Below are 21,121 nucleotides of genomic sequence, written 5' to 3'. Positions count from 1 at the left end.
GTCGCGTGACTTACAGCCAGTTAATGCGTTCCGCCGGGCGGACATAGATGGGCTCTTCCACCTGCTGCCGCACCGCCTCTTTGCCCGACTTGTTGAACCCCAACACGGTGTCGTTATACATCTCAAACTTCTTCCCGTGGATCTGGGTCTCAAACACTTTCGGGCCCGGGATCACATCATACCGGAACAGAATCTGCTGGCTCGCCCGCCACAACTGCAGCACCGCCAACAACTCCCGACTCGGCACCAGGTACTTCTCAATCGCGTTATCCACCCCTGGCCCAAACATCTGCCGCGTATACCCCCGCGGGGCTTGCCGCGGCGGAATGTAGAACCCATTCGGCTCCGTCCCCCACTGCGGGTACAACGGCAACGCCACCTGCTCCACCCGGATCGTGTAGTACAACGGGTTCCAGCGGTCTTCCGCCCACAACCCATCTTCCCCCACCTTCACCAAGCTCTGCAGCCGGATCTTCCCGACACACGCCGACATACACCGCGTTTCCATCGGCTCCCCACCCGTGAGCGGGTCCTTGCCTTCCACCCGCGGGTAGCACGCAATACACTTCTCCGTCACCCGCGTCGTCCCCCGGTACATCGGTTTCTTAAACGGACACTGCTCCACACACTTCTTATACCCTCGGCACCGGTTCTGGTCGATCAACACAATCCCGTCTTCCGGCCGCTTGTAGATCGCCTTCCGCGGACACGCCGCCAAACACCCCGGGTACGTACAGTGGTTACAGATCCGTTGGAGATAGAAGAAGTACGTCTCATGCTCCGGCAGACTACTCCCCGTCATCTTCCACGGCTCTTCTTTCGTGAACCCCGTCTTATCAACCCCTTCGACTAACGCCCGCATCGAGGTCGCCGTATCTTCATAAATATTCACAAACCGCCACTCTTGGTCCGTGGGGATATACCCGATCGCCGCTTGCCCGATCTTCGCCCCCGCGTCAAAAATGGTCATCCCTTCGAACACGCCGTACGGCGCATGGTGCTTCCGCCCCACCCGCACGTTCCACACCTGTCCCCCGGGGTTGACTTGCTCAATCAACTGCGTGATCTTCACGTCGTAGAACTGGGGATACCCGCCGTAGGGCTTCGTCTCCACGTTGTTCCACCACATGTACTCCTGGCCCTTCGAGAACAACCACGTCGACTTATCCGCCATCGAACACGTCTGACAGGCTAAGCACCGGTTGATGTTGAACACAAATGCAAACTGCCATTTTGGGTGCCGCTCCTCATAGGGATACAGCATCTTTCGGCCTAATTGCCAATTATACACCTCTGGCATGATTTCCTCCGTTTCGTCTAATGATAAGAGACTTTAAAATGGTCATCACTGTTGTGCGCTCACGAGTCCCCCCAAGGCCTGACGCGGGAAGCGCCAGGCCTGTAAGGGATAACCCGTGCTTACACTTTGATTTTAATATGGTCACCTTTGAGCCATTTAATCATGAACTCATTCTCCTGACCCGGTGTAAACCCGGTCCGGACCGGCTCCCATGGCCCCCGGCCGCCGATACCGCCGTCTTCCGCTTTCGTAATCCGCATCAGACATTCTTTCGGCGTCGTATTGACCGCATGGTGATCAATTTCAAAGCCCCATTTGAACTTCCACTTATTGGCACTCTTGCCCGGCAAGGAGTCCGTTTGATGCATCGGCATCAACCAACTCCGCGTAAACGACTGCTGCGCCCCATACCGGAAGTTCGATTGATACCCCGTATCCACGGCAATCGCGCGACCGTCCGGCCGTGTTTCATGCCCTTTCACCGACTTCGCCGTCGACACAAACGGCGCATGCTTCGCCATCGTCACGTGATACGGGAAGGCCGGGTTATACTTCGCCCGAATCATCAACCGCGCCACTTTGTAGTACGGGTCACTCGGTTTCCACCCTCGATACGGCCGATCCACCGGGTTCCCATCGACGTAGACATAGTCCCCGTCATTGATCCCCCGATCCTTCGCCGCCGCCGGGTTGATGTGCAGCTGATGTTCCCCGACCCCCGGCGTCCGTTTGTCCATCCGGTACGCATCCCCGAAGTTCGACTCATACATCTGCACCCAGTCGTTCACCGACCACTGACTATGCACCCGATGCCGGGTCTTGGGCGTCACACAATAGAACTGATACCCTTTCTCCCACAACGGATTCGAGTACCGCTTGATTTCCTGCCACGGTAACTTGATATTCCGCACCGTCTTATCATCGTGATGCTGCGCGGTGATCGGAATCCCGTAGTCATCCGGCCGAATGTACGGATTCGACGACATGATCGCATTCGGCAAGTACGGCGTCGCTTCCGTCCCTTCCCGATGGACAATGAAGTTTTCCCCGTACTCAATAGCTTCCGGCTCCACCCGATAGGTCTCCAGCCGTCCACTGCGCGTCCAATGCGGCTTCGACTCGTTCGTCTCTTCCCAGAACGGATGCCGCGGATAGGTCCGGCACATCACCATCCAGCCCTTCTCCGACTTCAACATCGTATCGATGTTATAGCCGTACGAGGTTGTCCCCGCATCCATGAGCCGTTGCGCATACACATCCACCCGGTTCTCATAGACGAACTTGAAGTAATCCCGGAACCGCCCGTCCCCAGTCATCTGCGTCAACTTGGCGGCCACCCCGGCCGTCGTATCCAAGTCATTCCGCGTGTCATACAACGGCCGAATGCCGCCCTTCCACACTTGGAACCAGGGGTTCGACACCGTCGCCGTCATCTCCGGATAGGTAAACTCCATCCAGGTATTGACCGCAAACGAGACATCGGCATGATTGACGTCCGAGGTCATTTCCACTTCTTGATGCACAAGCGTTTCGATGTGGGAGTCCACATTTTTGACCATGTCATAGTGATGCTTGGCATTGTTTAATACGTTGACGTTGGCCACCCACCGGAATTTACTCGGCGTCGGCATATGCGTCTTTCCGGTAAACACCCGGCGGCCATACTTGGGCGTATTCACAATCAACGCCGTATCTCCATGGTTCCAATACCCCACTTCCTCACCGTAGTAGTAGGATTTGACGACGATTTCCTTACCATGAGCATTGGGATCCAAGGTGATGTTAAAGGGATCTTCCCCGGTATGCGTCCCTAGGCCGGCACCAGACCATGGCGTTGCCGCCCAGACCCCGGCCTTATAGTTCCCCGACCAGGTATGACAGCCCGACCCAAACTTCCCGATATTCCCGGTCACAATCAGGTTAAAAGCCGCCGCCCGGCCATTTTGCGTCATATGGAAGTAATGACAGACCCCTTCCCCGTTATGGATCGCCGCCGGTTTAATCGTCCCGACATCCCGACCCCACCGCACGATCAAATCCTTGGGCGACCGACAGATCTGATGCACCGTATCCAAATCATAGTCCTGCAGATGCGCCTGATACATTTGGAAAACTGGCATCACATCCACTTCCCGCCCATTGAGCAACTTCACCCGGAACGTCCCCATCAAGGCCGGGTCAATCCCGCTATTGCGGAAATGCCAGCCCACCAATTCCCGATGAATCGGCACCGCTTGCTCTTTATTCAAATCCCACACCATCAAGCCCCCTAACCGCGCCACATATTGCGGACTCAGGGTTTGCACTTTGCCGGAATAGGACTTCGAGAAATCCGGGAGCTTGTAGTCTTTAATGCACTCCCGCGGATCCAGGTACTGCAAGGTATCCGTCCGCACCAACAACGGCATATCCGTAAACGTTTTACAGAAATCATGATCGAACATGTTTTCATCCAGCAAGATCTTGGCCGCCCCTAAGAAGAACGAGGCATCCGATTCCGGCCGAATGGGAATCCAGTAATCCGCGCGATAGGCCGTCGGGTTATATTCTGGCGTGATCACCACCACCCGGGCGCCCCGCTCAATGCTCTCCAGCTTCCAGTGGGCTTCCGGCATCTTGTTTTCCACAAAGTTCTTGCCCCAACTGGTGTTCATCTTCGAAAACCGCATGTCGTTGAGATCGCAATCGGAGTTTTGTGTCCCGTTCCACCACGGTTGCGAGGGATCTTGGTCCCCGTGCCACGTATAGTTGTTCCAATACCGGCCGCCTTGTGCCTGATGCGGCTTCACTTTCCGGATATACGTATCGAGTAACGCCCCACAGCCCCCGTTCATCCGCGTAACGCTCATCTTCCCGATGATCCCCAACACGGGCATCCCAGCCCGGAACTTCATGGTTCGCACGCCCGAGCCCTTCATCATCTCAATCTGCTCAGGAGCATAGCCCTGTTCACGTAACCGTCGAGCGCCAGACTCGCCACTATACCGATTGGCAATAATCACCATCGCCTTGGCAAGATAGGTAAACGCCGTGTCCCAGGACACCCGCAGCATGTCATCTAAGTACCGCGCATTAAACTTATACTTACTCCGCACATCCGGGGTGAATTCTGGACTCCCGGCATCCATCCAGGCTTTCCAGCCGCGGCGAATCAAGGGGCCTTTCAACCGATACGGGCCGTACACCCGCCGATGCATCGTATACCCCTTCAAGCACATCCGGGGATTATGCGCAAACGTCCCCCGATTCCCGTAGAGATCTTCATAGGTTTGATGGTCGTAGTTCTGCTCCACCCGCATGACGATTCCGTTGCGGACGAAGGCCCGAATCCGGCAGGCATGCGTATCGTTGGGCGAACAACACCAGGTAAATGAGGAATCATAGCGATACTGGTCGTGATAGACCCGCTCCCACGACCGGTCCGGATACTCGCCCAGGGGGTTGCCCACTTCAATGACCGGCTGCAAGGCCGTTAAGGCTAATGCCTTATCCGCCAATGCCACCGCGGCCACCGTGCCCGCTGAGACTTTTAAAAATTGCCGTCTGGATAAGAACATGAAAATACCTCCTTAGAAGCTGTGAATGATAAGAGATTGAATGACTAGCATTCCAAAATCTACAGGGCTTGCCCCTGCCCTGCTGCAAACACCTCCTTTGTGAAGACTTCCCGATGATTTTCTACACATACTCATGACATTAAAGATCGCACATTTTTCATCTATTCAGATTTCTATGACTAAGCAATTGGTATACCTTGTGAGGTGTAAAGATATGGTGACCTTGAAATTTCGACAAAACACATAAAAATAAGCTGAATATTCAATGTCACACTAAAACCACAAAAAACATGCCGACAATGAGCATTGAAATATCACGTAAATTAAATTCAAGTATTGAAATATCGACGAAATGCGACACATATCAATCCATTAAATACGTATATAGACTTAACTGTTTGGAGAATTTTTAAAGTAGGCGTTACCTAAATAAACCTGTGATTGACTAGTGCACGTGAGGCTATGACATATAAAAGGAGAGATTTTGGGAAGAGACTGAAAGAAAAAACAGGAAATTTTACTTCTTAGCCTGGCGCTGAATACCAAGCTTTTTCAAACGACTTCTGAATGTACTTGAGTTAAGCCCTACCAGCTTTGCTGCACCATACTGACCATCAATACGCCAATTGACCTGCTCCAAGGCTTGAAGAATCTTATTTTTCTCAACTTCTCGAAGGGTATGACCGCTGTAAAGAGAGACGGATGGAGCAGCGGGAGACTCAAGGGAACAGAAATGACTGTCGTCGACAACAAGGACTGAAGACTCCGAAAGGATTGCGGCTCGTTGAATCACATTTTGTAGCTCTCGAACATTCCCAGGCCAAGAGTACCGCATGAGCCGCTCAAGAGACTCAGGATTAATTTCGCTACACGATAAATGGAATTTTGTACAGATACGATCTAGAAAATATTGCGCAAGCAGAGGAATATCGGTAGGACGGTCACGCAGAGGCGGCAAGACAATGGGAAAACCATGGAGCCGGTAAAACAGATCAACTCGAAACCGGCTATCCGAAATCGCACCCTTAAGATCAGAGTTGGTTGCCGCGATGATTCGTACATCCACAAGGATTGATTCCTTGCCACCGACCCGGTCAACTTGCCCATCTTCCAAGACCCGCAACAATTTGGACTGCGCACTCTGTGGCATTTCCCCAATTTCATCAAGAAACAACGTCCCGCCATTGGCCAGTTCAAACCGCCCAAGCTTCAGTTCATCTGCACCGGTAAATGCGCCTTTTTCGTGCCCAAACAATTCACTTTCAACGAGCCCAGATGGCAACCCAGCACAATTGATTGCAATAAAAGGCCTATGACATCGGGGGCTTAAGTTATGGATATATCGAGCCAACAGCTCTTTCCCAGTTCCGGTTTCTCCAGTGATCAAAACGCTAGAATCTGTATGGGCCACAATCTGAGCAAGACTTTGAACTTTCTTTAAAGCCTTACTTTGTCCAACCATCCCCCCAGAGGAGACAGGCTGCTCCTTGACCACTTGAACAGCCTTCGAGGCCTCATTCCTGAATTCTTTGTCAATTCCATTAAGCTGCTCATGAGCTAATTCATTACTCACCAAAAGACCAAGAATGGTGGAAATCTGGCTCAGAAAATCAATTTCATCTTCAGCGGGTTGGCCTTCTTCAACACAGCCGACGTTAAACGTTCCTAGACATTTATCTCCTACAAGCAATGGAAGAGTTACCATACGTGAGAGCCCCTCCTTGCAGTAAGTATAATCCTCTACAAATAATTGGCTCTCCTGAAGACGAGTCCTGATATGCGGCTCTCGATTTTCATAAACCCAGCCAATACCGCTGCCCTTTCGATGGATGAGACAGTCCGCTCGCAGCAACGGATCGGATAATTTACTCTCAACCGCATAGAACTGGAAGGAGTCGAGCTCCGCAAGAAACAGCGTAATTTCGGCTTTATCCCAAGACACAACATCATCGAAGTGGGCAACAACGGCTTTCAAGCAACTTTCAAGGTCTAAACGAAGACTAAGAATTTTCGTGATTTTTGATAATGCCTGGTAATAATTACGTGTCATCACCTGATTTTGATATCTTTCTTCAACTAGACTAAGATTTTCCACAAAAGACTCCATACATTTATTAGGCTGAATTATAAAAATGCCCAATTAAAATTTATCAATGTATAAATAGACAAGCAAAACAAAGACCACACCCCAAGAATCTCACAAAAAAAGCCTTCAAAAGGCTCTTCATCTAAATCATCCAGTGAGACAAACTTCTTTATTAGACGCGCTTTTATTCTCTCGTCAAATGTTCCTTTAATATTACAAACAACTGAAAAATAAAGCTGAAAAGCATACCTTTTCCAGAACTATTAAACATGAATCCTGAGATACAAAACAACATCGTGCGCTTTCGGACAAACATAAGTGTGCGTATACGCAATACCTTAATCTACGAAATATATAACCATGAAATTTCTCGGCTTTTAATGTAGAAATGGTGAAATTTCAAGGCATACAACTTGAGTGAAGATGACTTAGCATCACCATACCACCACGAAAGTGCACGATAGACAATATAATTCAGCGTTCATTAAAGTAATATTGTGCCCTGCCATGTTTTCTTGAGTACACAGAGCTCACGCTCTAGTTAACGAGATTCGCGAATGAATATTTATCAACTCTCCGGCCTTGATGAACGCGAACGAGGATTCACCCGTCAGGTTGAATGTACTTGCGACCAAGAGGAATACCATGCCATCCTTCGCTATGAACGCGTCAGAGTCCATGAACATTCGACAACGAGCGAATCTTTAGCCATTCAAAACTTGATCAACACTCTTCAAACTCAAGGCTACACACAATTGCGTTCTCAGTTAATCTTTCGTGAAGAAACCTATTTAGGGAGCCAAGAATTATGGGTAGACTATCCTGATGTAGAAAGTGTTGAAGGTCAGAAACCATCAAGACTCCAGCGGTTTCTCCAGTGGCTATCTTGGAGAAAGCCATCAAAGCCAGACAGCAACTCCCTTGGGCCATGTTGACGAGAAGAAAATTCTCAGTCGTCCGACTTGCCAAGCATTCAAAAGGTCGGGAAAACTCCTCGACTTGGAGAAACCCTCAAATTGGCAAAGAGGCGAGAGATTTCTAAAATTCCACGTGTAAAATGGTAGTGAAGGGAAAAGGCTATAGTCGTTCCAAATAACTTCCGAAATTTGATGCGTTTTATTTCGGTGCCTAGGCGACCTGTAATTAACTCTCCGCAGACAAACAGGTCTCACCATTGGCAACCACTTCATTCAACACTGCGAGAGATATACAACAATCGTCGTCTAGACTACCTTTCCTCATAAACTGCAAGTTAATTGGGCTCGCTATAGACACTTCTAGCAAGTGGACCGTGACACCCTAATAGTGCCCAGCAACGTTCTGCCACCACATGCTACTCGACAAGGGCTGGAACAGCCTCAGCAACTTCAGTTGTCGAAGGGTAGTATGAAATAATACGGCGAGGATTAAGGTAGTCACGAATTTCCGGGGATAACTCACGGGGACGAACCGCTTCTTTTATCGATATTTCCTCCATACGCGCGAGGTCCAGAATCATGGCCTCTTCTTTCGGGATATCAGGGGAGTACACCATCACGATCGGTCGAAGCCGTGCCTCCATATTCACACTTGTCACCAACCCCATCGATCCATTCGTCAGGACCACCAACGATCCCGGCGGGTAGACACCAAGTTGACGTATCAAGGTCACCACGGCATCACTCCACAACCCTCCCCGTTCTTTCGTATACAACACAGAGAGCGCTTCCGAGGGTGTCAGACTCATCGAAGCGATAGGATGATTACACAGTTCATCATACGCATCAGCGACCATCACAATTTTGGCGTACTGAGTAATGCCGGCCTCTTTAAGTCCTGAGGGGTACCCTGATCCATTTAACCGCTCGTGATGCTGCAAGACAATATCAAGGCATTCATGCGGAACAGTCGGAAATGCCGTTAACGTGTCCTTGCCATACCGAGGATGTTTTTTTAAGACGGCTTTGGTATCGGCTGAAGTCGAGCGAGATTTTTTGAGCAACATTTCAGCGGAATATTTCAGTTCACCAATGTCATGCAGCAACGCACCCATCGCAATCTTTTCAATTTCATGTCGCTTGAGACCAAGATCGCGGGCAATCAGAATGGAAAGTGTGCAGACATTGAGTGAATGTAGAAGAAATTCTTCTCCGGTTTCATTGGAACCCATCAAATTCATCAATGCACGAGAAGAATCGTTACTCACCAAAATATCATTGAGAGACCCGATCATCTTTTTGGCAGTGAGCAAACCACGAGAAGAGCCAGCACTAAGGTCTTGCAGCATGACTTTTCCCTCGCGCAACACTTCGCGATAATCCTGTTCCACCTTTCGGAGATGTTCTTGATAATTTCGATAGTTATCCTGCAATTCAATCTTCTGCTGAACAAGCTCTTCCTGCATCGCCGCATCTGATTCCGATGAACCTTCATCAGCACCCATTGCAGACTGCTCCTCACCCTCACCATCATTCACACTGCCTTCCGCGTCAGACTTTTCAGGATCGTAGAGTAATTTGACTTTGGTTAATCCACATAAGGTTGTCAATTCTCTCCGACATTTGACTTTGAATGTATTCGTTGGAAATGGATGACTAAACCACGATCCCTCGATTTTAATATATAAACCGATTCGCAAGTCGTTTGCTGTGATTTCTTCAAATGCCATTGTGAAAGACTCCGAGACTATTAAGACAACGCTGCTAGTTAATGACTACAACGACTCACCTTTTCACCAAACCCATAAATCCAACCATCTGCTTAAAGTTAGTCCGATCAAGATTCGCTCCCTGCAATTCTGTGCCCGTGAGGTCAGCACGCCGAAGTTCAGCATCAGCCAAATTCGCTTCTCTGAAGTCGGCATCGCGCAAGTCAGCACACTGGAACTGCGCCCTAGTCACATTCGCCTCCCTAAAGTTGGCGTCTCGGAGGTCGGCACTTTGAAAATTGACCTCATGGCAATCAGCTCTCTTAAGACGCGCTAAAATAAATATGGCATACGAACAGTCGGCTTGCACTAAACAGGCTTCAGTCAGGTTCGCACCGATAAAGTGCGCCCCTTCACATTTTGCTCGACCAAGATTTGCCCCTACCATGTTCGCTCCAAACAAATAGGTCTGTGCCAAATTCGCCTCACGAAAATCCACGTCTTCCAAATTGGCCCCGGTCAAATTGATATGTTGAAAATCCAAACCCTGAAGGTCGGCTCCATTGAGATCCGGACGAAGAAAAGGATTTTCTTCTCTCCAGGTATTCCAATTGGAGATTTCTCCCTTCAAAAGTTTGTGTAGATGGAGAGGGTTCGCCATGATACTTCCTTCCTACCGGTCGTCATTACCTGGCCTCATCACACAAACCATTTAGAGGAGGCGGCTGCCTTTGCTCTATCAGTTGTGACTCTATTTTTACGCGTACGTGGAAACTCTCTGACCTCCAAGACGTCAATAAAAGTCTTACTGCACTTTCGGTTGTTCATGGCAGAATATTGAGACATTCTTTGTGTGGGATGAAGATGTTTATGGTCTCGTGCCTCTCAACGGTCAATTCGAAGGACTGGTCGCCGGAATACGCGAAGCCATGGCCTCCTCGTTAGAGGGATACATCTTGATAATGCTTTCAAGATTGGTCAAGGTCAAAATTTTTTGGACATAACTGTGTGCATCAGCAATGACCAGCCGGACATTGGCCCCCTCCAGAGTCTTATACGCCACCGTGATTAGGCCAAGGGCAACGCTATCAATAAAGGTGACCTCTTTCATATTGAGAATGACCAGGTGGGCAACAGACTCCTTGGTCTTTTGAATCTCGGCTTGAAAATCATGGCGAGCATGAAAGTCTAATCGGCCAGCCAGCGATAAAATCGCGACATCGCCTCGTGTCGTTTTGGTAATCAACATGTCATGTTCCTTTATGGCTGGACTTCAACACCGGCATGAGATCATCACACGTATATGGGTACTTGGAAAAATTCGTTGTGGATCATGCATGCCGATGACCAATGCAACCGGCTTTGAGCCCCACTTTAAACTGCAGAGGATCCTGTTCTCTTTAACTTACAAAAGTGAACACCAAGCAGCCTAACAAAACAAAAGAATGGTTCAGATATTGAGAAACGGCATACAAGTTCCAGAGATCATCAAATATCAGTCACGTGATATATCATCACAATAGATCAACCTTTATTTTTTCTTTATATCGGTGAGCGTGAAGGAATTCTTTAGATGCACACGAATTAGGTCTGTCATCGCTTGCTAGTCAGGTTGGAATCGGCTCTTCTCAGAGAAAGATGTCTCCGATGATGATGTAGGCAGGAATTTCAAATTAGCCATTGTTGTAGACGGGGATAGGTTCTCGTGCTCTCAGGTCAACATACGTTCGTTGTACCTCAAGCATTAAGGGAAGCATATCTTCAAAAAGTTCAACGAGATTCGGATCAAGGTGTGTTCCCGCTAAATCACGAATATGTTCGGTCGCTCTCTCTATAGCCCAGGCCTCTTTATAGGGACGTTCTGAGGTCAAGGCGTCGAAAATATCGCAAATGGCACAGATTCTTCCGGGCAATGGTATATCATCACCTGACAGCTTATTCGGATACCCGGAACCATCCCACTTTTCATGATGGGTCAAGGCAATCACCTCTGCCATTTGTAAAAGCGGAGAATCACTACCTGAAAGTAACTCGGCGCCAATAAGGGTATGCCGGCGCATGATGTGCCATTCTTCAGGAGTCAATTGATCCGGTTTCAAGAGAATTTCATCAGGAATGCCGATTTTGCCAATATCATGCATGGGCATGGCCTGCTGAATCAGCTTACAATCCTCTTCGTCCATTCCGACCGCTTGGGCCAAAATAGCCGCGTAGTGACTCATGCGCACGATATGCGCTCCGGTATCATTATCTCGATACTCTGCAGCTCGACCTAACCGATGAATCACATCACGCTGCGTTTCTTCCAATGCTTTTGTTCTGGCGGATACCGTTTCTTCTAATGTTTCCAAGTGCTGAGCATTTTCCCGATGTAAGAGACTCGTCTCTAATAAATTACGAATCCGCATAAGGACTTCGACCTTGTCAAACGGCTTATTGAGAAAGTCTTTGGCTCCCGATTCAAGCGCACGCAACCGTGTGCCACGGTCTTCTTCCGAGGTCAACACAAGAATGGGCAAATAGGTTCGTTTATTGATGATTTTCAACTGCCCCATCACTTGAAAGCCATCAACTTCTGGCATACGAATATCCAGACAAATCAAATCTGGATTGATTTCCCGGTAGATCTTCACAACATCGCTTGACTCTGTCGTACTATGTACATTGGTATAACCCGCCGCTTGAAGAATATTCTCCAAGAGCATGACGTTGGTCATTTGGTCATCCACGATTAGAATCGCCGCTTTTTGACATTGCTGCTGAGAAATCATCGAACTCACCTACAAATATTGACTGAAGAGTGAAAATGAATAAAATCCCGAACACGAAGTATTATAGCGAATCCATTTAAAATCCAATTGAATGATTGAGTCTGACAGTGCGTATATAGTACGCCTCAAACATTGAAAATTATTTAATACGGCTATAAGCATCTCAACGTCATACGGACGGCATAGAATACTGTCTGTTTCGGTTAATTTTCCACGAACTTTATGTATCGTCGCCATTTCATTAAAGCCTGTCGTTTCAGAATAATCATGAAACATGACCTATTGATCATCATCAACGCAGAACCTTGAATCGGTATCGAACATTTGCGCAGAAGGTCTATAAAAAGATACGAAACATTCATTGTTTTTTCTCACAACCCAGGCCTCACCTCCTTTGCCTCACTTCCAACGTTCAATCCTGAATGACTCCACACCCACCGACTTTGTCATGATTCAAGAATGCGAAGACGGACGTTGTACCTCCGATAGGGCACGATCAATGTGGCTTAATTCAGATTTGAGTTCTGCCACTTCCCCTGGGACACCTTCGAGACTATCGGATTGACGTTGATGCTCAAGTTTCTCTGCAATCGCAGCCAGTCGATGCGCACCCATGTTCCGAGAAATACCCTTCAACCCGTGAGCTGCCTCTGCTAGGGTGTTCGAATCTCCCTGTTCCACGGCTTGTTCAAGTTGCATCACACAGGTCATCGCATCTTCCGCAAACTGCTGAATCATCTGTGCTACAAAATCATCCCCACCCATGCTCCGATATTCTTCAAGCACTGTCGTATCAATAGGCACATCCTCTGAAGCATGAATGGGCTCCGGGACCGTATGAGCATCCTGCGACAATTCATCTCCACTTTCCATTGTTGCCCCCTCACTTTCTGCAGAGTGGTTTTCATTCAAACATGGCCGATCGATGTCCGTCACTTGTTCCTCCTCCAGCTTATCCTGTGGCACATTTGCTTGTTTATCCGCACCCTGTAATATGTTTTGTGTCGCGTCTTGTGTCAGGCTTATTTCATTTTCCACCTGAGACATCATTGGTAAAGCTTCTTCATCTGAATGATCCGGCTTAACGTCTGAAGACTCATCCTCATTTTCTGGAAGCCACTTTTCGACCATTTCCGTCAACTGCTGAGGCGTCACGGGTTTCGTAATGTAATCATCCATTCCTGCAGACAAACATGTTTCTCGATCACCTTGCATCGCATTCGCTGTCATGGCAATGATCGGAACGTGAGGACTCGTCGCTCGTCGCTCGTCGCTCGTCGCTCGTATTTCGTCGGATAATTCACGTTTCCCGTCTTGCGTTTCACGCTTCACGAGCGACGCTTCACGGCGACGGATTTCAGCCGTCGCTTGGTACCCATCCATCTCAGGCATTTGGCAATCCATAAGGATGAGGTGATAAGAAATACGACTCCAGGCTTCAATCGCTTCTGTTCCATTCGCGACGACATCAGCTCGATACCCTAATCGTTCAAGCATCAACACGGCCAACTCCTGATTCACACGATGATCATCCGCAACAAGAATACGCTCGCCTTTGCGCCGTCGACGGACCTTATAACTCGAACGATTATCGACCGGTTGAGATTTGGCAATCGAGGTTTCGCCTGTCTCACTCAGGAGCATAGTCAACACTTCAAACAACTGATTCTTCCGAATAGGTTTGGTGAGATAGGCCTCAATTCCAACCGCCTGCGCACTCGCACTGTCACCTCGCTCTCCGACAGACGTCAGTAACATCAGCTTAACGCCCGACACGTGAGGATCACTCTTAATCAAGCGAGCCAGGGCTAGACCATCCATCTCCGGCATGTGTCCATCCACAATGCACACGTCAAATGGTTTTCCTCGTTGCGTGGCCCCTTGCAGCATCGCCATCCCCTCGGCCGGAGTCGAAGCCACAGCACATTCCATCCCCCAATCGTGTGCATATCGCATCATTAGATAACGATTTGTACTATGGTCATCCACGCAACAGAGTCGAAATCCTTCAAGCGTCTTCCTCGGAACTATTGTTATGTGTCCAGACTGTTTCCCTAATCGAAGAGTAAACCAAAACACACTGCCCTTACCGATTTGACTGGTGACCCCAATTTCTCCCTCCATCAGCCCGACTAATTGCTTGCTAATTGCCAATCCGAGTCCGGTCCCGCCGTATTTCCTGGTTGTTGAACTGTCAGCTTGACTAAATGATTGAAAGAGTTTTCCCTGTGCCTCAGGCGAAATACCAACACCCGTATCAGATACATGGACACGGACGACCACATGTTCCGCTGTTTCCTCTTCACGGAGCACTTGCACGCCAATTTCCCCTGATTCGGTAAATTTAATGGAGTTACCCACTAAATTGAGAAGAATTTGGCGGATACGACCCGGATCTCCACGAACCGCAGTCGGGACGTCATCGAACACCAAACCGGTCAATTCCAACCCCTTGCTTGAGGCACGTTCGGCCATGAGCTCCAAGCTTTCTTCAAGGGCTGTTTGTAAATCAAAATCAATCACTTCAAGTTCCAATTTCCCGGCTTCAATTTTAGAGAAATCTAGAATATCGTTGATAATCGTCAACAACGCGTCAGATGAATTCCTCACGGTTTCAGCATAATATCTTTGATGATGAGTCAGCTCTGTCTCTAATAAAAGTCCTGTCATTCCAATGACGCCATTCATCGGAGTCCGGATTTCATGGCTCATGGTCGCTAAAAATTCAGACTTGGCCCGAGCCGCGTCCAGAGCTTGATCTCGGGACGTGGCCAGTTGCAGATTCTTGACTTCCAGGTCAAGTGCCGTTTCCCTCAACCGTGCTTCAATTCGTTCTCGCTCCTGATTTTCCATGCGTAAGAGATCATTCGCCTGAGACAACTCTTCTGTACGATCGGAGACCAGAACTTCGAGCTGTTCTTGATGCTGAGCCAATTGTCGATCACGTTCTTGGATCTGACTCAACATCGCGTTAAACCCATCGATGAGCGTTCCCACTTCATCATTCGCCTGCCGCTGAACACGCAAGGAATAATCTTTCTGCTCTGATATTTTTCGAGAGACCGTCGTCAGTTCCAAGAGAGGATCGGAAATCATCCTCTGGATCCTGGTGGACAGAAGAAACGAGACAAGTCCAGAAACGATAAAGACAAGCAGGGTGATGCCGATAATCTCTTGTAGACGTGTACCGAGCACACTCAGACTGAGCTGAAGATAGATATTCCCGAGTCGTTCCCCATTGAGGGTAATGTCCCGAATAATCGACACGGAGGATAATGAGAATTTCCCACTCTGTTCTCCAGCTATTTTTAATGTCGCCGCCGCCTGCCCCTCCAGGCCATACCGCGCCAACATTTCTCCATCTCGATCATAAATAACGGCTTGAGTAATATCAGGATGAAAACGGAGGCCGGTGAGAATTTCCTCAGCCGCATCGGCATCATGAAACGCTAACGCCGCGGTACTATTGGCACCAACCACATTGGCATGGATGGCCAACTCCCGGACAGAAGCCTGCCGCAATAGATACAAATCATTTAAGATCAAGATTCCATACGACGACAACAACGCAATCCCCGTTGTCGCCAACATGATAAGAAGCAGCTTAACTTTCAAGGGCGCTTGGTCAAAGCGTTCGCGAATCATGTGAAGAGGTCCATTCATTTTGATTTCACTATTCTTGCGAGGCGGAGTAACTTTGAACTCAAATGAAGCTGTTTCTGGTCAAGCGCATCAGGATTAACCGCAAACCGAATGTTGTTTTCGACACGGTAGAACTGAATCATTCCCCCAAACTCAAGAAAATCCTCCGATTCTCCCACGGTCAATGCTCGACTTCGTTGCAAGGCTCGCCGGATATCCTGTTGCGAAGCATCAATTTGACGATTCATAAACAACACGTGACAGGATTCGATGTCCAAAGCCGAGACTCGCGGCTGAATGATAAACTGCCGCGAATGAAGGACTTTCCCCATGAACCTCTTCACCAAATACCCAGCAAACGGATCATCCCCATATACACAGATACGAATTCGCATGTCCGGGTCTGAAAATGCTTGTTCCGGCCATTCAGCAAATTGCACAAAATGATACAGAAAGGCCGCTTTCACTTGGTATTCCTTAGGAGAATCAGCCAACGCAAGGCTTGGAAACTCACTAACGGCCATACCTCCAGCGACCAACACGCTACATAATAATCTGAGAAACGTGACAGAGAAGGAGCGTAGCCTCATATTTTCACGGCGGACCTTTACCGTCATGAGATGGCAAAATTGCATAACATGAGTTGGCACGTTCAGACATCTTCTCGGTGATGATCGCGTCGTGTCCTCAAGCTGGACCATGCTAGAAGCTCCATGTCACTTTACCGTAGACACTTCGTTGAACTAATCGCCGCCGCCGCTCCCGAAAGTTTTTGCTTTCTTTTGGACACTGACGTCACTTCGACATTCATCAATTCTTCTAAACTCAATTGCGTGAAATCATGAACCGTATCGACGGAAGTTTCCCTGACAACACGATCTTGAGAAAACGCATGAAAAGGCATTCCCACTATCATCAGAAACCCAAACAGTACGGAGACAAGCCTTCGACCCCGAATGACCAACCACGCCTTACTCAAGAGATTTCTCTTTCATCTAGCAAACAGCACCGTTGTGCCAGGATACGTCATGGCTAACACCTCAGGAGCGGACACGCACCCGAATCGAATTTCCTCTAATACTTGCTGGGTTCCTTACTATTGCTATCGGTTTGTAATTGATGTTTCTGAATGATTAGGGGGACATATTAGGCAAAACTGACGTTGATCACTTGCTGCCCATGAGGAGGACTAAGTGAGAAAGTCGGTAGAAGGAGTGAAGAACAGTTCTCGAATGAGTACAGAGCAAGAGAAGGGAAAGACTCGTTTTCCGAAATCCGAATTGTGAAAAATGCTGGCTTGACTAAAGGCACACAATTCTATGAGTAGGCATTTTCTATTCTTTTGAAAAAATCCTCTTTTAAATAGTCTATTCGTATCGAAGAAGTGGAATGGGTCTGGTCTACCGTTTATTTCTGGGCACGCAAGGCAGCTTGAGCGTGCACAAACTCTGCTTGCAGCGTCGGGACAAAGGGCTCAGCTTCACACACCGCCCCGGCCTTGCCCACGCCTTCCGCATGCACCGCCAACGCCAACAGCCGCTTCACTCCCAAATTGGCACAAATCCCCTTTAACCCATGCGCCGCGTCCCTCAGCGCCTGCGCATTCTGCGCCTCCACCGCCCGGATCACCCCTTCCACACAGGCCGTCGCATCCTGCACAAACTGCTCCGCCATCTGGCTCACCAGCGCCGCGCCGCCCAACTCCACCAACTCCGCCATTACGGTCGCATCCACCACCGGGACGCCAGGATCAAGCCACGACGAAGCGGCCGGGGCATCTGCCGGGGGCATCGAAACGGGCGTCTCCGGGGGCGTGCCTTGTTCGACGACGTGATCCGGTGCGGCCTCGTGCGTCACGGGAAACTCCGGGTTCCTCATGTTCTCCTCACTTTCTCTCTTCTGAGTCTCAGCATGCTTTTCCTGAAGCTCCAAGGGCTTCTTGTCCTGTGCCGGGCCAGCGACGGCCTCACTCCCTGGCTCTTCCTCACTGACTCTCACTTCTGTCAGTAACCACCGGCTCAACGCCTCGGTCACCACTTCCGGCTTAATGGGTTTGGGAATATAGTCATCCATCCCCGCCGCCAGACATTTCTCCCGATCCCCCTGCATCGCATTGGCCGTCATCGCAATGATCGGCACGTGTGGGCTCGTCGCTCGTCGCTCGGAGCTCGTCGCTCGTCTGACGTCTTGCGCTTCACGCGCGCGTATGGCGCGCGTCGCCTCATACCCATCCATCTCCGGCATTTGACAGTCCATCAACACCAGGTCATACGGCTGCCGAAGCACCGCGTCCAGGGCTTCCTGCCCATTGGAAACCACATCGGCTCGATGCCCCAACCGTTCGACCATCAACACCGCCAACTGTTGATTCACCCGATGATCATCGGCCACCAAAATACGCGCACTCCGCTGCCGCGCCGCTTCTTTCAACGTATAGCTGGTAATTAATGACGAATTTGCGGCCCCCGCGGGGTCTTGCGTCCGCCCCAGCACCATCGCCAGACAGGACTTCAATTGCACCTTTCGAATCGGCTTCGTGAGATAGCCGGCAAAGCCCGCCTCGCGCGCCGCCGTCGCATCCCCGCGACGCCCTAACGACGTCAACAGGACTAGCGGGATCGTCCCTAAGGCAGGATCCCCTTTGATGGTCCGGGCCAAATCCAAGCCATCCATCTCCGGCATCAGCATGTCTAAGATCGCGAGGTCATAGGGGCGGCCGGCCGCCGCCGCCGCCCGTAAGATCGCCAACCCTTCCGACGGTCTCGCCGACGTCGTGCCCGCAATGCCCCAGTCCACAAAATACTGGGCCACGAGCCGACGATTCGTCAGATGGTCATCCACATAGCACACACGCAGCCCCTGCAGACTACTCACCGGGTCCAGCGCCAACACCGAAGAGGCGGCCGGTTGTTTCGGTAAGCGAATCGTGACCCAAAACGTACTCCCGATCCCAGGCGTACTCTCCACGCCTATCTCGCCCCCCATCCGTTCGAGCAGTTGCTTGCAAATAGCCAGCCCCAGGCCCGTTCCGCCGAACTTCCGCGTCGTCGAACTATCGGCCTGCATAAAGGGGGCAAAGAGTTTCGCTTGCACCTCGGGAGCGATGCCCACGCCCGTATCGACGACCTCGGCTCGAATGAGCACAGACTCCTCCGTCTCCTCCAGGGCTTGAATCTGCACCGTGACTTCCCCCTGTTCCGTAAACTTAATGGCATTGCTTATGAGGTTCATGAAGACTTGCCGCAGCCGGCCCGGATCACCCCGCAGGGCCGTGGGCACATGCGCGGAGACCAGGCCCACCAGTTCCAAGTGTTTCTCTCCGGCTCGCCCGCCCAGCAATTCGAGGGTTTCTTCCAGCGCTGTGCGCAGATCAAAGTCGATGATTTCAAAGTCCAGCTGTCCGCTTTCGATCTTGGAGAAGTCGAGAATATCGTTGATGATGGACAAGAGCGCTTCGCCCGAACTGCGCACCGTGTCGGCATACTGCTGCTGTTCCGGCGTCAGCGTCGTCTCTAACAGTAACCCCGTCATCCCGATCACCCCGTTCATCGGCGTCCGGATTTCGTGGCTCATCGTTGCTAAAAATTCGGACTTCGATCGACTGCCATCTTCCGCCATAACTTTGGCCAACTTTAGTTGATCTTCAGCCCGGGTTCGTTCTATGACTCGTCCAATCTGTGTTCCAATGATCGTCATGACCTCCAATAACCGATCATCAGGATCTTCAACATGTCTTGAGAAAAATTCTAAGACAGCAAAAACCTGGTTCCCGATTGAGACAGGAAATGCAAATCCACCCTTGACTCCAATATTATCTGCGACCTTTGCTCTCGGAAAATTCTGATCTTGAGTCACATCAGATAGCCAGACCGCACAACGTGAGGCCAAAACCCGACCAGGTAATCCGACACCTGATGAAAAGTGAGTGCGTTCTGAAATTTCTCGAAACACGTCGAACCCTGGAGAGTCGAGATGCCACATCGTTGTCGGAACAAGCACCTCTTCAGATTCATGTTTATACATATAGACATGTCCAACCGGCCACTTCGTATGCGTACACACGAGATCGAGAATTGCCTGAAAGGCTTCGTCGACAGAATGAGCTTCATTGGCAGAAATCGCCGCTTTCTGGAGCAATTGAACCATCGCGGTTTCACGTCGTAAGGCTTCCTCTGCCTGTTTACGTTCAGTAATATCTCGGATGAAGGCATGAAACGTCCATGTCCGATCTGCAGCGTTCAACGGAGAAATCGTTAGTTCAAGAGGAAAGACTCGCCCTTGTTTATCACATCCCGTAATTTCAACCCGTTTGCCTAAAATAGCTCCTTGTTGGGTTTCAAGAAACCGTGCAAGTCCTAAGTCATGGGCTTGACGATGTTGTAACGGAATAATCGTCTCGGAAAGCCGTCTTCCCAATATCTCTTCTCGAGACCATCCGAAAATTATTTCGGCCTGAGCATTCCAATCGGTGACGAGACCATGGCTATCCATTCCGACGACCGCATCCAATGCGGTATCAATAATTTGACGATTTCGCGCCTCACTAAATTTCAGAGCATGAGACAACCGTTCAACGGCTTTTCGCACAACATAAATAGCCAGGAGAAGCACCAAGAGACTAATCACGATTTGTTTGACAATCGCATTCACGGTTGCCGACTGCTGCTTTTTCATGGAAAGTTCAACGCGAATCCACCCAACAAGTTCATCATTGGCTCGAAGAGGTTGGAAAATAATGAGATGCTCTCCATCGATTCCTTCATGTGGCGTAGTCAACGAGGCAATCCCTCGTCCTGAAGACTCTTGAAGCGCCGGAGATGTCACAGTCTGTCCTATCTGCTCAAGCTGATCGGAGGCCACCACCATACTGTCCTTATCAATGACCACCACGCCTAATATTTCCTCATCATGCTGAACGCGGGTCATCAACGCTTCCTGAACGACAAACAGGTTCTCCAAGACAGCTGTCGCCCCAATCAGAGACAGCCCTTCGGCAAGAGCTAATCCCCGCTGCTTGGATGCCCGTTGCAACTCTTGTTGTTGCTCGATGACTTGGACGACACCATACACACCCATGAACAGGGCAATGATCGTTGAAAGGACAATCGTTAACCACTTTTCAGGATTGTTCATGATAAA

The 21,121-nt window shown here is 49.7% G+C and carries 12 protein-coding genes; 1 reads left to right on the top strand and 11 read right to left on the bottom strand.

The window, feature by feature from the left end; all coding sequences use genetic code 11:
* Window positions 1-10: 10 nt before the first annotated feature.
* From ACWQXP_RS18115 to ACWQXP_RS18105, 3 genes are all read right to left on the bottom strand, one after another.
* The gene (locus tag ACWQXP_RS18115; protein WP_454060786.1) at window positions 11-1,300 is read right to left on the bottom strand and encodes a 4Fe-4S dicluster domain-containing protein; all 1,290 of its coding nucleotides are present in this window, start codon (window positions 1,298-1,300) and stop codon (window positions 11-13) included.
* Between the two features lie 119 nt (window positions 1,301-1,419).
* The gene (locus ACWQXP_RS18110; RefSeq protein ID WP_454064259.1) at window positions 1,420-4,857 is read right to left on the bottom strand and encodes a molybdopterin-dependent oxidoreductase; all 3,438 of its coding nucleotides are present in this window, start codon (window positions 4,855-4,857) and stop codon (window positions 1,420-1,422) included.
* A 517-nt stretch (window positions 4,858-5,374) separates the two neighbouring features.
* A complete protein-coding gene (locus ACWQXP_RS18105) occupies window positions 5,375-6,952 on the bottom strand; it encodes a sigma-54-dependent Fis family transcriptional regulator (RefSeq protein ID WP_454064258.1) in 1,578 nt (525 codons plus the stop codon).
* 548 nt (window positions 6,953-7,500) lie between these two features.
* Here ACWQXP_RS18105 and ACWQXP_RS18100 point away from each other — a divergent pair.
* Complete coding sequence (locus ACWQXP_RS18100) at window positions 7,501-7,878, top strand: hypothetical protein (protein WP_454064257.1); 378 nt, start codon at window positions 7,501-7,503, stop codon at window positions 7,876-7,878.
* 398 nt (window positions 7,879-8,276) lie between these two features.
* Here ACWQXP_RS18100 and ACWQXP_RS18095 read toward each other — a convergent pair whose 3' ends face one another.
* The 8 genes from ACWQXP_RS18095 to ACWQXP_RS18060 form a co-directional block, all read right to left on the bottom strand.
* A complete protein-coding gene (locus ACWQXP_RS18095) occupies window positions 8,277-9,590 on the bottom strand; it encodes an HD-GYP domain-containing protein (RefSeq protein WP_454064256.1) in 1,314 nt (437 codons plus the stop codon).
* Window positions 9,591-9,645: 55 nt separating this feature from the next.
* A complete protein-coding gene (locus tag ACWQXP_RS18090; protein WP_454064255.1) occupies window positions 9,646-10,230 on the bottom strand; it encodes a pentapeptide repeat-containing protein in 585 nt (194 codons plus the stop codon).
* Window positions 10,231-10,461: 231 nt separating this feature from the next.
* Window positions 10,462-10,818, bottom strand: a complete 357-nt coding sequence (locus ACWQXP_RS18085) for an STAS domain-containing protein (RefSeq protein ID WP_454064254.1) — start codon at window positions 10,816-10,818, stop codon at window positions 10,462-10,464.
* A gap of 424 nt (window positions 10,819-11,242) precedes the next feature.
* Window positions 11,243-12,340 (bottom strand): HD domain-containing phosphohydrolase, encoded by a 1,098-nt coding sequence (locus ACWQXP_RS18080; protein ID WP_454064253.1) that lies wholly within the window; start codon window positions 12,338-12,340, stop codon window positions 11,243-11,245.
* A 453-nt stretch (window positions 12,341-12,793) separates the two neighbouring features.
* Complete coding sequence (locus tag ACWQXP_RS18075; RefSeq protein WP_454064252.1) at window positions 12,794-15,985, bottom strand: response regulator; 3,192 nt, start codon at window positions 15,983-15,985, stop codon at window positions 12,794-12,796.
* 14 nt (window positions 15,986-15,999) lie between these two features.
* Complete coding sequence (locus tag ACWQXP_RS18070; RefSeq protein ID WP_454064251.1) at window positions 16,000-16,506, bottom strand: YfiR family protein; 507 nt, start codon at window positions 16,504-16,506, stop codon at window positions 16,000-16,002.
* Window positions 16,507-16,703: 197 nt separating this feature from the next.
* On the bottom strand, window positions 16,704-16,961 hold the full coding sequence (locus tag ACWQXP_RS18065; RefSeq protein WP_454064250.1) for a hypothetical protein: 258 nt from the start codon (window positions 16,959-16,961) through the stop codon (window positions 16,704-16,706).
* Window positions 16,962-17,389: 428 nt separating this feature from the next.
* Window positions 17,390-21,115 (bottom strand): response regulator, encoded by a 3,726-nt coding sequence (locus ACWQXP_RS18060; protein WP_454064249.1) that lies wholly within the window; start codon window positions 21,113-21,115, stop codon window positions 17,390-17,392.
* Window positions 21,116-21,121 lie beyond the last annotated feature (6 nt).

Source organism: Candidatus Nitrospira salsa (assembly GCF_965152625.1).
The sequence above is the reverse complement of the archived record's forward strand: the minus strand, read 5'-3'. Positions and strand labels throughout refer to the sequence as shown.

Coding starts and splice junctions, on each gene's coding strand:
- ACWQXP_RS18115 (WP_454060786.1), bottom strand. CDS start 1,300: ATGCCAGAGGTGTATAATTGGCAATTAGGCCGAAAGATGCTGTATCCC.
- ACWQXP_RS18110 (WP_454064259.1), bottom strand. CDS start 4,857: ATGTTCTTATCCAGACGGCAATTTTTAAAAGTCTCAGCGGGCACGGTG.
- ACWQXP_RS18100 (WP_454064257.1), top strand. CDS start 7,501: ATGAATATTTATCAACTCTCCGGCCTTGATGAACGCGAACGAGGATTC.
- ACWQXP_RS18095 (WP_454064256.1), bottom strand. CDS start 9,590: ATGGCATTTGAAGAAATCACAGCAAACGACTTGCGAATCGGTTTATAT.
- ACWQXP_RS18090 (WP_454064255.1), bottom strand. CDS start 10,230: ATGGCGAACCCTCTCCATCTACACAAACTTTTGAAGGGAGAAATCTCC.
- ACWQXP_RS18085 (WP_454064254.1), bottom strand. CDS start 10,818: ATGTTGATTACCAAAACGACACGAGGCGATGTCGCGATTTTATCGCTG.
- ACWQXP_RS18080 (WP_454064253.1), bottom strand. CDS start 12,340: ATGATTTCTCAGCAGCAATGTCAAAAAGCGGCGATTCTAATCGTGGAT.
- ACWQXP_RS18075 (WP_454064252.1), bottom strand. CDS start 15,985: ATGATTCGCGAACGCTTTGACCAAGCGCCCTTGAAAGTTAAGCTGCTT.
- ACWQXP_RS18070 (WP_454064251.1), bottom strand. CDS start 16,506: ATGGCCGTTAGTGAGTTTCCAAGCCTTGCGTTGGCTGATTCTCCTAAG.
- ACWQXP_RS18060 (WP_454064249.1), bottom strand. CDS start 21,115: ATGAACAATCCTGAAAAGTGGTTAACGATTGTCCTTTCAACGATCATT.